Source organism: Tolypothrix bouteillei VB521301 (genome assembly GCF_000760695.4).
Taxonomy (GTDB): domain Bacteria; phylum Cyanobacteriota; class Cyanobacteriia; order Cyanobacteriales; family Nostocaceae; genus Scytonema; species Scytonema bouteillei_A.
This window is the reverse complement of record NZ_JHEG04000001.1, coordinates 6,837,452-6,850,205: the sequence shown is the minus strand read 5'-3', so window position 1 is coordinate 6,850,205 and position 12,754 is coordinate 6,837,452. Positions and strand designations below refer to the sequence as shown.

12 protein-coding genes are annotated in these 12,754 nt (G+C 41.2%); 5 read left to right on the top strand and 7 right to left on the bottom strand.

The genetic code is table 11. The features are described 5' to 3' along the window. Positions 1 to 20: 20 nt before the first annotated feature. Complete coding sequence (locus tag HC643_RS27840; RefSeq protein ID WP_038087809.1) at positions 21 to 1,895, bottom strand: serine/threonine-protein kinase; 1,875 nt, start codon at positions 1,893 to 1,895, stop codon at positions 21 to 23. 670 nt (positions 1,896 to 2,565) lie between these two features. Between HC643_RS27840 and HC643_RS27835 the strand changes: the two genes are divergently transcribed. Beyond that, the gene (locus HC643_RS27835) at positions 2,566 to 3,474 is read left to right on the top strand and encodes a c-type heme family protein (RefSeq protein ID WP_038087811.1); all 909 of its coding nucleotides are present in this window, start codon (positions 2,566 to 2,568) and stop codon (positions 3,472 to 3,474) included. A 119-nt stretch (positions 3,475 to 3,593) separates the two neighbouring features. Beyond that, on the top strand, positions 3,594 to 4,505 hold the full coding sequence (locus HC643_RS27830; protein ID WP_038087813.1) for a c-type heme family protein: 912 nt from the start codon (positions 3,594 to 3,596) through the stop codon (positions 4,503 to 4,505). 96 nt (positions 4,506 to 4,601) lie between these two features. Here HC643_RS27830 and HC643_RS27825 read toward each other — a convergent pair whose 3' ends face one another. The 4 genes from HC643_RS27825 to radA form a co-directional block, all read right to left on the bottom strand. After that, positions 4,602 to 5,933, bottom strand: coding sequence for a serine/threonine-protein kinase (locus tag HC643_RS27825; protein ID WP_038087815.1), 1,332 nt, complete (start codon positions 5,931 to 5,933; stop codon positions 4,602 to 4,604). Positions 5,934 to 6,244: 311 nt separating this feature from the next. Next, the gene (locus HC643_RS27820) at positions 6,245 to 7,132 is read right to left on the bottom strand and encodes a phosphate/phosphite/phosphonate ABC transporter substrate-binding protein (RefSeq protein ID WP_038087817.1); all 888 of its coding nucleotides are present in this window, start codon (positions 7,130 to 7,132) and stop codon (positions 6,245 to 6,247) included. Positions 7,133 to 7,137: 5 nt separating this feature from the next. Further along, on the bottom strand, positions 7,138 to 7,308 hold the full coding sequence (locus HC643_RS27815; protein ID WP_202048664.1) for a hypothetical protein: 171 nt from the start codon (positions 7,306 to 7,308) through the stop codon (positions 7,138 to 7,140). A gap of 285 nt (positions 7,309 to 7,593) precedes the next feature. Further along, a complete protein-coding gene (radA, locus tag HC643_RS27810; protein ID WP_038087819.1) occupies positions 7,594 to 9,165 on the bottom strand; it encodes a DNA repair protein RadA in 1,572 nt (523 codons plus the stop codon). 163 nt (positions 9,166 to 9,328) lie between these two features. Between radA and rpaB the strand changes: the two genes are divergently transcribed. Continuing rightward, a complete protein-coding gene (gene rpaB, locus HC643_RS27805; RefSeq protein WP_038087821.1) occupies positions 9,329 to 10,057 on the top strand; it encodes a response regulator transcription factor RpaB in 729 nt (242 codons plus the stop codon). 76 nt (positions 10,058 to 10,133) lie between these two features. Continuing rightward, a complete protein-coding gene (locus HC643_RS27800; protein WP_038087823.1) occupies positions 10,134 to 10,769 on the top strand; it encodes a cofactor assembly of complex C subunit B in 636 nt (211 codons plus the stop codon). A 17-nt stretch (positions 10,770 to 10,786) separates the two neighbouring features. Here HC643_RS27800 and HC643_RS27795 read toward each other — a convergent pair whose 3' ends face one another. Next, positions 10,787 to 10,945 (bottom strand): hypothetical protein, encoded by a 159-nt coding sequence (locus HC643_RS27795; RefSeq protein ID WP_153021447.1) that lies wholly within the window; start codon positions 10,943 to 10,945, stop codon positions 10,787 to 10,789. Positions 10,946 to 10,981: 36 nt separating this feature from the next. Between HC643_RS27795 and HC643_RS27790 the strand changes: the two genes are divergently transcribed. After that, a complete protein-coding gene (locus HC643_RS27790) occupies positions 10,982 to 11,500 on the top strand; it encodes a DUF456 domain-containing protein (RefSeq protein ID WP_038087824.1) in 519 nt (172 codons plus the stop codon). Positions 11,501 to 11,657: 157 nt separating this feature from the next. Here HC643_RS27790 and HC643_RS27785 read toward each other — a convergent pair whose 3' ends face one another. Continuing rightward, positions 11,658 to 12,473: an LEVG family PEP-CTERM protein gene (locus HC643_RS27785; protein ID WP_038087827.1), complete on the bottom strand. Its 816-nt coding sequence runs from the start codon at positions 12,471 to 12,473 to the stop codon at positions 11,658 to 11,660. Between the last annotated feature and the right edge of the window lie 281 nt (positions 12,474 to 12,754).

Here is a 12,754-nt window from a genome sequence, read left to right as displayed (position 1 = left end):
TGCTGTAAATACAGAATACGTTAAGCTTGTCGCCAAATTTTAATAGTGTCGTCATCGCTGCCGGTGACGATGGTTTTTCCGTTAGGGCTGAAAGCAATGGATCTCACATAGCTGGTATGCCCTGCAAGTGTCATAACCTCTGCACCCGTACTAACTTGCCAGATTTTGATAGTGCGATCCCAACTTCCACTTGCTAAAAGTTGACCGTTTGGACTAAAAGCAACTGACCACACTGAGTCAGAATGACCAGCTAAGGTTAGAATCTCTTGTTTTGTGTTAACGTTCCAAAGTTTGATTGTATTATCAGCACTGCCACTTGCTATAATTTGCCCATTGGGGCTGAAGGCAACGGAGTTTACAAAGAAAGAATGACCTGTGAAGGTGTGGAGCTCTGTACCCGTACTGACGTGCCATACCTTGAGCGAACAGTCAGCACTACCACTTGCTAAAAGCTGACCATCTTGGCTAAAGGCGATTGACAACACTGAATCGGTATGTCCTATGAAACTGCGGATTTCTACAGTTGTGCCAGCCAGCCACAACTTGATTGTGCCGTCCGCCCCACAACTAGCAAACATTCGCCCAGGTCCCGGTTGATACAAAGAATCTGGAGGGATGGGACTAAAGGTCACTGAATTGACCCAGTTGGAATGACCGGTGAACGTGCGAATTTCTTTGCCCGTGTTTATTTGCCATAACTTAATTGTTTCATCAGAACTGGCACTGGCAAGCAACTGCCCATCAGGGCTAAAAGCAACTGCATTCACCATATTGGAATGACCCGAAAACCAACGACCAAAAGTACGTATGAGTTTTCCGTTGCTCAACTGCCACAATTTCACTGTGTGATCGTTACTTCCACTGGCGATCGCTTGACCATCAGGACTAATAGCAACAGCGTGAACCATACTGGTATGTCCGTTAATAGTACAGACGCACTGCCATTGCAAAGAAGTTTCTGAAGAAGGGGGAGCAGGAGTAGGGGCAAATAAGTGCCTGCCAGTAAAGACTTGAGGTGTAGGGCGTTGAGAGTGAAGGTTGGAGGAAAGCAAAGGTGTCGGGGGAAGTTCGTCATCTCCAAAAAGCAAGTCCAGCCATTGTTGCACGGATTGGGGGCGAGAATTGGGTTGTAAATCCATTCCCCGCAAAATTGCTTCATTAACTCTATTGCTGATATTGGGATTATACTGTCGTGGTGATTCTAGAGGAGTTTCATTGCTGATATCAACCGAATTCCTCGGTAAAACGCCTGTTAATGTGTTATACAATGTGGCAGCCAGAGCATATACGTCAATATATTCTCCTCTTGGTGCTTCCAATTCATATTGTTCCGGAGGAGCAAAACCAGGAGTACGGTAGACTGTATGCCTTTGGACTGCATTGGGAATAAATTCTCTGGCAATGCCAAAGTCAATCAGTACGGCTTCATTTTTGTCAGCACGAATCATAATATTGCGTGGTTTGATATCTCTATGTAGCAAACCTTTACTATGAATAACTTTTAATGCATTACCAACTTGTTGGATATATAACAATGCCTCTGTTTCTGATAAAACTCCCAAACGACGGACTCGGTTGCTCAAGTCTTCGCCCTCAATATACTCCATAACTATGCAAGGAAGATTATCTTCATCAAAAATATTTTCTATCTGCACGATATGAGGATGGCGACAAACAGCAAGCCGAACGGCTTCATCACGAAAATCTTGCTTCAATTTCACTTGGTGTGGCTTCCAGGCAGCCTTATTCAAGAGTTCTTCTCTAAGTGTTTTAATAACCCGCAGTTCTTTCTGTTCATTTCTGACGAGGTAGGTTATACCAATTCCTCCTTCGCCTAGTTTCCCTACAATAATATACCGTCCCCCAAACAACTGTTTTCCTGGATTCCAGACCATTCGTAGTAATCGCCAAATTCTGTATTTATTGTGGCACAGTTATAAGATTGAGATTGACTGGGGAACCCCGTTCTTTTTGAGCCAAAACTAATATACAGTGAGGATTTAAAGGTCATATTGTGGCAAACTTTTTTTACATTATCTTTAAAATATCAATCAATTGAAAACTAAGAAAATTTTAAGATTTGATTAATGATAACTTTTGGGGCTGTAGGGCTCCTATTTGTTGGAGCAAAATTATTAGCTGCTCGGATTCTAGGGGAATCTAAAAAAGAGAACTTTTTTAAAATGATTTAAGATAGCTTTACAATGACAGTATCTTATTATACAATATCGTGAGTTTAAAAAATTAAGGAATATTGCCTGTTCTTTCATTTAAGAAAAAACTAACTATAATCCGGAATATTGGAACATTTTTTTGTAGTTATACAGCAGATTTCAACTTGGTGAAGTACAGAAATACCCCACCCCTGCTATGGCACATCCAAGCATCGGGGAAGGAGGGTTGGAAAGGGGTGTACCTTATTTAGATGCAAAGCGCTGGATATGTTTTTTCTTTAATTCTGTTTGTACAAAAATAACATCTGTTCTACATAAAGAAAGACAGAACGCAGCAGGCTGAAAGTAGACGGAGAAAGATATATACTTTTTATTTCACATGTCTGTACTTATGCTTGAACATCTAAATTTGAGACAAAAATTAACAATTTTGCTGCTGATTGTAGTTGTAGTAGGTTTAAGCTTGGGTGGTTTGGGTTTGTCTGCCGTTCTCAAGCACAATGCAAGACAAGAAATAACAGCGACAGCCTTGTTGATTATGGAAACCATGAGTTCTGTCCGTGATTATACAAATCAACAGGTCAATTTAAAGTTAGCTGATAAATTAGAAGTTGATTTTGTACCCCAAAGTGTACCCGCTTACTCAGCAAGAGAAGTTTTTGAAGTTTTGCGAACAAAAGCAGAATATAAAGATTTTTATTACAAGGAAGCAACGCTGAATCCAACAAATTTGCGGGATAAGGCGGATAGTTTTGAAACCAAAGTGGTTGAGCAATTCCGAAAAAACACAAAGTTAAAAGAATTGAATGGATTCCGTGAAATACCAGGAGGAGAGATTTTTTATATTGCTCGCCCGCTAGCAGTTACTGAATCAAAATGTTTGGAGTGTCACAGCACTTCTAATGTTGCACCCAAAACTATGCTTGACCGATATGGTACAGCTAACGGATTTGGGTGGAAGTTGCACGAAATCGTCGGTGCTCAGATGATATCAGTACCGTCAACGAAAGTAATCCAAAAGACACAGCAATCCTCTGTCTGGATTCTCGGAATTGTTTCTACGATGTTTATTGCTGTTATTATCTTGGTGAATATTTTCTTAAATCATCAAATTCTGCGTCCTCTCAAACATATAACTCGCATAGCCGAGGAAGTGAGTACAGGACATATGGATGTTGATTTTAAGGAGGTATCTAATGATGAAATTGGTAAGTTAGCTAAAGCTTTTCATAGAATGAAACTTAGTTTAGAAATGGCAATGAGAAAGCTAAAACAGTTTTACAGTTCTCCAGAAAACTAATTCAAAAATAGGGACTGGAGATAATAGACAATGGGGATTGGGAAATTAATGAGAGATTCCTAGTTTTTTCACCCTAAGGTAACATATTTCACAGAAATGACTAAACTTGAGCGATCGCTATGCTAAAAAATTTAAAATTAAAACAAAAATTTACAATTTTGTTACTTGTGATTCTTGTAGTGGGTGTAAGCTTCAGTGGAATTGCACTTTCTACGGTATTACAACAAAATGCGAAGGAAGAGATTACTGCAAAAGCTTTATCTCTCATTGATACAATGTCTTCAGTGCGCGAGTATACAATTACTCAAATTACTCCAGAACTTACTGATGACTTAACAACTAAGTTTTTGCCACAAACTGTAGCCGCCTATTCAGCAAGAGAAGTTTTTGAAATTTTGCGAAAAAGACCGGAGTACCGTGACTTCTTTTACAAAGAAGCAACACTTAACCCAACAAATCTCCGAGATAAAGCAGATAGTTTTGAAACTCAACTTGTAGAGCGTTTTAGAAAAAATAAAGGTTTAAAAGAGGTAAGCGGATACAGACAGCTACCAGGTGGTGATATTTTTTACATTGCTCGTCCGTTAGCCATTACAAAAGAAAGCTGTCTCGTCTGTCATAGCGCCCCTGAGGCTGCACCCAAAACCATGATTGAACGCTATGGTACTGCAGGTGGATTCAATTGGCATTTAAACGAAATCGTAGCTGCTCAAATAATTTCATTGCCTGCAAGTAGAGTCATTGATAAAGCCAACCAATCTCTTTTCATTATGATAATGCTTGTCTCTACTTTGTTTGTAGCTGTTATCTTTCTAGTCAATTTCTTTTTAAATCGAGAAGTTGTTGTACCTCTCAAGCGTATAACTCGTGTAGCTGAAGAAGTAAGTACCGGGCATATGGATGTTGAGTTTGAACAGCTGACAAATGATGAAATTGGCAATCTTGCTAAAGCTTTCAAACGAATGAAACTCAGTTTAGATATGGCAATGAAAAGAATCAAACGTACCTATGGCAATACGGGGAGTACGTAATTTGGTTGGTGGTTAGTTGAACCACTAACCACGTTCCTTAGCTAAATCAGGCAGAAGCCCCACGTCTGACACGAAGTGCAGCGTGGGATGAATGACTTAAGACAACAAACGCTGTCTAAAAGCAAAAGCTTCTTGTGTGTCGGGAATTTCTTTTGCTAAAAGTTCAACAAATTGATATGGCGAGGTGTTTGGATATTCGGATAGTGTCTCTTCCACTATAAGACTTGCCATGGGTCCAATACGATAAGCAAGTTCTTGCTGACAGCGTTCTAAAAACGCTGGATTGAGAGAAGATTGTGGTTGATATGCACGGGCTTGGGATTGAGGTGTTGGGTACTGTGATGGATAGGAGTTGGATTGCGGTTGAACCTGTGGAAATTGCCGTGAATTTTCCAATGGTTGTTGACTCGGAGGTGAACTGAAATTGGCTTCCGGATGTTGGTTTGGAAACGGCCGATTGGTTGCACCGGGCAAAAATTCATGATTTACCAAAGTAGGAGGCAAATTTCCATGTTGTACTTGCTGTTGTGGTGGTATTTGCGGTGATACTTGGGCTATTCCAAGATGTAATAAGTCTGTAAGAACTTCTCTTGAGTTTTGATAGCGGTATCTTGGGGTATCCGCTACTAGTTTATTAAGAATTTGAGCAAAGGAATTGCTTACACGGACAAATTGATCCCATCTCCACTCCAAAGAGTACTGATCCATTAAAAAAGAAGGATCTTTTCCTGTTAGCAGAACGACTGCGGTGACACCTAAAGCATAAAGATCGCTGCTAGGAGAACACAATCCCAAGCTAATTTGTTCGCGAGGAGCATATCCGACTTTACCCACCAGTGACATTTTGCCAACGAAAGTGTTCTGGCTTGTTCTAGTCGCTTCATTTAAATCGGCTATCTGCTTTCCTACACCAAAATCTATCAGCACTGGTAATTCTTTTCCTTGAGGCAACATAATGTTGTCGGGGGAAATATCTCTATGAATAATGTTATGCGTATGAATATATTCAAGAATGGGCAATAAGTTCCTGAGCCACAGTAGGACTTCACTTTCCGAAAAAACTTGTCCTAGTTGTTGGCGTTCTCGTAACAGTGCTGAATAGGTTTTACCATCAACAAACTCTTGTACCAAGAACAGCCGACCATCACCTTCAAAACAAGCTAAGAATCGAGGGATTTGGGGATGTTCCAATTGATGAAGAATTTTAGCTTCTCTTTTAAATAAATTGCGGCATTTTTCTAGCGCACTTTCTCCCGAACCGGTGGGAGCAAATTCTTTTAATACGCATGGTTCATTGAAACGACGCGTATCAAATGCCAAATAAGTTCTTCCCAATCCACCCTGTCCCAAAAGTTTTTGGATGATGTAGCGATTATCTATAAATGTTCCTGAAGGTATTTCTGGTTTAATGACGGGGGCTTGAGACATGATCCACGCACTCCTACCTAGCTTAAGAATTTTTAATACAATTAGTTTTATTTTTTACATAATTAAGATTCACATGTAAAAACAAGTTTTACTACAAAACCGTAATTTGACGAGACATTTACATAAAAATAGCTTTATTCACTCCAGTTACGGGTATAATATACTACTATTTTTAATGAAACAGACTCATTGCGCTTGGGAACCTCATAAAGAACCTAATTAATTAATCAGTAGAATTTTGAGATAATACGCAAATTCACGATCGAATTTTATCAAGATACAAGGATTGTCAGTAGCGATCGCAATATCTCTTATTTTGTTGCTTCGGGATTGACTAAAACACTGGGTGTTTGTTTGACATGCGCTTCTAGAGGTCTGACTTTTTCCACCAGTTTAATAAACTGATCGTAGCTGGGTACTTTAGCAGCAGGAACATAACCGGCGTCTGATATGATATAGCCTGGTGCTTGCTCCATAGCTTTTTGGATCTGTTGCTGTCGATTGCGCTCTACTGTAGGTGCTAGGAGTACAACTGCAGGAGGAATCCATCGACTCGTATGTAGAATTCTAAACTTAGTTCCACTAAATTGCTGCTTGTAAAGCTCAAAATCTCTCTCAGCGATCGCACCAGCATCTACACTCCCTTCATTAAGCCATTCCAGTACTGTTTTAGGAGTGGGTGCAAAACGGATTTGAGCCAAAGTTAATCCATACAGATCGTAGAGAGGAACATAATATCCTGCAGCCGAACCTACCGATTCTAAGGCAACAGTTTTATTTGCTAAATCTGCTATTGTGTTAATCGGTTTATCATCGCGCACTACCAATAAAGAACGCTGTCTGCTGCTAATTCCCTCCATGGAAAATAAAGGAATGTAAAGATCTTTGCCCATAGCAATTGCTGCTAAACCAGGAGGAGCAAATACAATTTCCCATCTTTGCCGTTGAATTTGCTCGAGAGCTTGCAATTCGTTATAAGCTGGTTCAAGTTCTACAATTGACTGAGTTTGTGCGGCGAGATAGTTTTTGAATTGCTCGTACTTTTCTAATGAAACTGTTTGTTCACCATAACTGACTACTCCGACAGTCAGCCTTTCCGAACTTATGGGTTCCTTCTTTGGACTGCATCCCACTTCAACTAGACCTACAAGCACGGTTAACGAGATTAGTAGAAAGCGCCGCCAGATAGTAGTTTTCATATAAATCACCTGATTTCAGCAGATTCACCCAAAGCTTCAGGAACAACAACCAGCCATTCCCGTTCAAGAGAATCGAGTTGTTGGTTGACGTTTAAAAGCTTACCACCATACATTTTTCCATCGAGCCCGACACCTACACTCATCTCCTGGGTGACTTGGATTGTGTTCACCTGCATAGTTTTTTCTTGAAAGTAAATATAATTTGACTTTGTATCTAGGATCGTAAGTTATATTCATCTAAAATTTTTTAAGAAAAGCGATCGCAGCGAAGCGATTGGTTAATATTATCTACAAAGTCATCTGGTAATTTTTCCCAAGTCATTTTGCAGTCTTGATTAGCTATAGCGATCGTGGCAAGTTATTTTCTCTATTTTGAGAGTTGCTGACGATCGTTAAGTGCTTCTTGTATGATGTTGAAATGGTGGGCGATACCCACCTTACATTCTTATTGAGCTAAACCCTTACAAACTGGAGTCATCATCATCGTCATCATCGTCTGGTGCTAGGTCGGCTTCTGTTAGCCCCTGCTGCGGGATTGCTGCAATAATGGCATCTATGACTTTGGAAACCGGGACAATTTCAATGTCATAGTTGGGATATTTTTGCCCTTTGGGTACGATCGCCCGTTTAAATCCCAGTTTTGCTGCTTCTTTTAACCGCAGTTCCATCTGCGATACAGATCTGACTTGTCCCCCCAAGCCAACTTCTCCAATCAGTACGGTACGGGGGTCTACAATCCGATCTCGGAAACTAGCAACGATTGCTATGGCTATTCCCAAATCAACTGCTGGTTCTTCTACATTCAACCCCCCTGCGGAAGCAACGTAAGAATCTAGTTTCGACATGGGAATCCCTACCCGCTTTTCTAACACTGCTAAGATTTGTACCAAGCGGTTGTAATCTATACCTGTCCCTGCACGACGGGGGGACGGGTAACTCGTAGGGCTGACTAAAGCCTGCAATTCAACGACAATTGGACGCGTTCCTTCGCAAGCCACAACCAAAGCAGTACCGGGGGCGGGGTCGTCACGATTTCCTAAAAATAACTCTGAAGGATTGGGGACTTCTCGCAAACCTGTATCTATCATTTCAAAGATACCGATTTCATGGGTTGCCCCAAAGCGATTTTTTACTGTTCTTAATAATCGATGGGATGCAAATCGATCGCCTTCAAAATACAAAACTGTATCGACTAAGTGTTCCAATACTTTTGGTCCTGCGATCGCACCTTCTTTAGTGACGTGTCCCACAATTAACATTGTAATATCTTCGTGCTTTGCTACTTTCATCAAAGCAGCAGTACACTCTCTTACCTGAGCCACAGAACCGGGTGCAGAAGTCAATGCGGGAAAGAATACTGTTTGAATACTATCAATAATTGCCACATTGGGTCTGAGGGAATCCATTTCCTTCAAAATTTCTTCCAAATCCGTTTCAGGCAATACGTACAGATCGGCGTCTCTAGTTTCTTCAGACGGCTGCGTTACCTGAATCGCCGTTTCTTTAGCTGTTTCGCTATTACCATTTTCGTTGTCATTCTCAGCGCTAACTAAACTAAGGGATTTTGAGACACCCAATCGAGAGGCTCTGAGTTTGACTTGCTGTCCTGACTCTTCTCCAGAGACATAGAGGATGCGGTATCTCTGCGCCAATTCGCTTGATACTTGCAACAGTAGAGTTGATTTTCCAATTCCCGGATCGCCACCTATAAGAACCATCGAACCGGGAACAACACCGCCGCCAAGGACTCTATCGAGTTCTTCATAGCCAGAAGCCCAACGAGTCACTTGGCGATCGCTAATTTGGTCAAATGTTAGAGAAGCACGCGGTTTTGCGGGCTTAGCTGTAGGTTTTGCATTTCCTGCCTGTTGGTGCCATCCACTTATCCCCCGACTTGGTATATCTGTCGATGACTGAATAGCAAGTTGCTCTTCTAAAGAGTTGTAAGTGCCGCAAGCCGGACACTTACCAAACCATTGAGGGGATTCCGAGCCACATTCGCTACAAACGTAATATGTCTTTTGCTTTGGCATTTATTATATCTTATCTTAATTTTTGCTTAAGTTTTTGAGGAAAGTGAAATTGAATAATGGTAGTAGATGCAGGTTTTTTCCATTCAAATTGTGAAATGATATCTTAATACTATGGTACTAAAAATTAAGCATCAAAAATTTTAGTTAAGGAGAGTTGAGAAACTTGGAAAGTCATAAAGAAAAAATTCTGGTAGTAGATGACGAAGCCAGCATTCGTCGGATTTTGGAAACACGCCTTTCCATGATTGGCTATGACGTAGTGACAGCAGGTGATGGAGAAGAAGCGTTGGACACGTTTCGCAAAGCAGATCCAGACCTAGTCGTCCTTGACGTAATGATGCCAAAGCTAGATGGCTACGGGGTATGCCAAGAATTACGCAAGGAATCGGACGTGCCCATTATTATGCTAACCGCCTTGGGAGATGTGGCAGATCGAATCACGGGTTTGGAGTTAGGTGCTGATGATTACGTAGTTAAGCCCTTTTCCCCCAAAGAGTTGGAAGCCCGCATTCGGTCAGTTCTGAGGCGAGTAGACAAAACGGGCGCTTCCGGGATTCCCAGTTCCGGTGTCATTCATGTAGGCAATATTAAAATTGATACGAACAAGCGGCAAGTTTATAAAGGTGACGAACGCATTCGCCTAACAGGTATGGAGTTTAGCTTGCTAGAACTGCTAGTGAGCCGTTCGGGCGAAGCTTTTTCCCGTTCGGAAATTTTGCAAGAAGTATGGGGATACACGCCAGAACGCCATGTGGACACCCGCGTTGTTGACGTGCATATCTCTCGCCTGCGAGCAAAACTAGAAGATGACCCCAGTAACCCAGAATTAATACTGACAGCACGAGGAACTGGTTATTTGTTTCAACGGATAATTGAACCAGGAGAAGAGTAGAGGGACAAGGGAGACAAGGTAGACAAGGTAGAATAACTCACACAACCAATCCCCAATCCTCAATCCCCAATCCCCAATGACAAATGACGTTTTGCGGCGTCTACCTATCGTAGTGGGTGGGTTAGGCGCTGTGCTTCTGTTGATTAATCGGTTACTGACACCAGACATAACTGATTCTCAAGCACGTGCGGATGTACTTGGTGTCATATTAAGTGCTGTATTAATTTTGATCGGTTTACTATGGCAACAAGTTCAACCGCGAACTCCCGATGCGGTTCAACTTGTAGGTGAAGAAGGTTTTGTTTTAGCCCCAGATTTACCGGAAACTGTAAAAACAGAACTAGCTTGGGCATCGCATTTGTTGTTAACTAATACGGTGACGCGATCGCTCGTTATTTATTATGAACGTAAAGTTTTGTTACGCAGGGGAATTTTAGCTGAGAAATCAGACGTAGTACCCGGAGCAATACTCAACAGAGTGCTAGAAAAACAAAAGCCGGTGTATTTGGTAGATTTAAAAGTCTACCCAGGACGAGTTGAATTTGATTATTTACCAGAGAATACTCAAGGTGTCATTTGTCAACCTATTGGTAAAGAAGGAGTCCTTATCTTAGGTGCAAATGCTCCTCGAAGCTACACCAAACAAGATGAAAACTGGATTGCTGGAATAGCAGATAAATTAGCTGTTACGCTTGAAAGTGCTAATGGCTAATAGCTAATAGCTAATTGCTAATTGCTAATGGCAAGGATCGCAATTAGCCATAGCCCTCCCTTGTTCGCCAGTCCCGGTGGTCGTGGGAAACTCCTCCCTTGTTCGCCAGTCCCGGTGGGCGCGGGAAACCCGCCTGCAGCACTGGACTTACCGCCTAGTTTCTCTAGACTCACCATTAGCCATTAACCATTAGCCATTAGCCATTAGCAATTATGACAATTCTTTACGTTTTAATCATTGCCCTAATGCTTGTAGGTATTGCGGGTGCAGTTATTCCTGCTCTTCCTGGAGCAAGCTTAATTTTAATTGGGATTATCATTTGGGGCTTTGTCAGTGGTTCCTTCGCAGCTATAAAAATACCGCTTATTGTTACTGTTATTGTTTTACTTCTAAGTATAGGAGTTGATTTTTTAGCAGGTTACATAGGAGCACAACAAGCAGGTGCTAGCAAATGGGGACAAATTGGAGCAATGGTAGGATTGCTGCTGGGCTTTTTCGGATTATTGCCTGCTTTACCTGTTGGCGGTCCATTATTGGGGATGTTGTTGGGACCTCTTTTAGGAGCAATTATCGGTGAGTACCTTTACAGACATGATGTAGCGATCGCTATTAAAGCCGGGATTGGAATAGTGGTCGGTACAATACTTGGAAATTTGATTCAAGGATTGTTGGCAATTGGAGCTGTTGTGACTTTTCTTGTCACCACTTGGTCGCAGGTTTTTGGTTCTTAAAAAGCTATAAAAAGAAATAAAACCCGCTTCGGCGGGTTTTAATCAATGCCCGAATACCAGGTTTTTAAAAAGCAACCTGTGAAGACAGGCTTCTGATTATCTCATCCAAGACTTGTGGTTGATAAGAGGTTAACAATTGGTTTATGCAGAACCTTAATTAACCAACTTGAGACACTTTTTTACGACGCAAGCCCAACAAACCAGCTACTGCCATTGCACCCAAGCCTAAGGTAGTTGTTGGTTCGGGTACTGCTTTTGTTACTCCTAGCCCAGACAACCGGACACCGTCACCAGTTGAGAATGAAGTCTTTGCCAATGCACTACCAGCTGCACCATAGTTCCTACCGGGGTTGCCTAATTGAATGACAAAGGAGGAGACATTTGTCAATTTTAAGCTCTTGGTAGAAGCATCATCTTTCTTGCCTGCACCTGCAAGCAGGTTATTTACGCTTTGTCCGTTGACTTCTACAATACCAGAAAACAAGTTATCTTCTACATCAAAGAAGTCCAATGATACTTCTTGATAAGCCTTATCCAAAGTAAATAAGAACTTACCAACTTCCAATCGACCATTTTCAATCACTTTACCTGTAGCATCGTAAGCGACGGGACGGAACCAGTACTGATCGGAGATAGGATTTGTTCCCTCATCTTTCAATGTAAACTTGATTTGGTTACCAGGTCCCCAGTTATTCTCGGTAGCGTTTTTATCAACAAATAGACGGCTAAGTCCAAATTCTTTGTTCAATCCATCATCTTTAAAGTCTTGGTTAAAATCTAAGCTTTTTACTGTGTAACCTTGTGTTTGAATGCAGTTCTGATTCGCAACAATACAATTCATGTTTGTTAAGTCAATTTCACCCTCTTGCTGAGGAATTAAAGAAACAGCATGAGCGGCTGGCATTGCAGCAGCTAGACCCATACTCAAACTTGTTCCCAGAATTGTTGCCGCTACTAACTTTAACTTTTGCATAACTTGCTCCCGATTAGATTAGCCCTATTAGTTACGGGCAGCAGTTTTAATTTTTTGCCCGCCTCTTTACATTCACTAATTTAGCTATCTTTTTTTCAATCGGGAAGTCTAAAAATCAGAATTGATAAAATCTTGATTTTGATATTTACGTTCGTCTTTTTATCAGTAAAAATCCCTAATAATTAAAATGAGTTGAATTTTTAAATTTCCGTTTGAAGTTGATAGTATTACTGAATTTCGTTTCGCATTACGTAAGTAATTTTTTAATAGGTACTTTATGC

Bases quoted from the DNA above. Each gene is read 5' to 3' on its own strand.
- HC643_RS27840 (WP_038087809.1), bottom strand. From the start codon at position 1,895: ATGGTCTGGAATCCAGGAAAACAGTTGTTTGGGGGACGGTATATTATT.
- HC643_RS27835 (WP_038087811.1), top strand. From the start codon at position 2,566: ATGCTTGAACATCTAAATTTGAGACAAAAATTAACAATTTTGCTGCTG.
- HC643_RS27830 (WP_038087813.1), top strand. From the start codon at position 3,594: ATGCTAAAAAATTTAAAATTAAAACAAAAATTTACAATTTTGTTACTT.
- HC643_RS27825 (WP_038087815.1), bottom strand. From the start codon at position 5,933: ATGTCTCAAGCCCCCGTCATTAAACCAGAAATACCTTCAGGAACATTT.
- HC643_RS27820 (WP_038087817.1), bottom strand. From the start codon at position 7,132: ATGAAAACTACTATCTGGCGGCGCTTTCTACTAATCTCGTTAACCGTG.
- HC643_RS27815 (WP_202048664.1), bottom strand. From the start codon at position 7,308: ATGCAGGTGAACACAATCCAAGTCACCCAGGAGATGAGTGTAGGTGTC.
- radA (WP_038087819.1), bottom strand. From the start codon at position 9,165: ATGCCAAAGCAAAAGACATATTACGTTTGTAGCGAATGTGGCTCGGAA.
- HC643_RS27800 (WP_038087823.1), top strand. From the start codon at position 10,134: ATGACAAATGACGTTTTGCGGCGTCTACCTATCGTAGTGGGTGGGTTA.
- HC643_RS27795 (WP_153021447.1), bottom strand. From the start codon at position 10,945: ATGGTGAGTCTAGAGAAACTAGGCGGTAAGTCCAGTGCTGCAGGCGGG.
- HC643_RS27790 (WP_038087824.1), top strand. From the start codon at position 10,982: ATGACAATTCTTTACGTTTTAATCATTGCCCTAATGCTTGTAGGTATT.
- HC643_RS27785 (WP_038087827.1), bottom strand. From the start codon at position 12,473: ATGCAAAAGTTAAAGTTAGTAGCGGCAACAATTCTGGGAACAAGTTTG.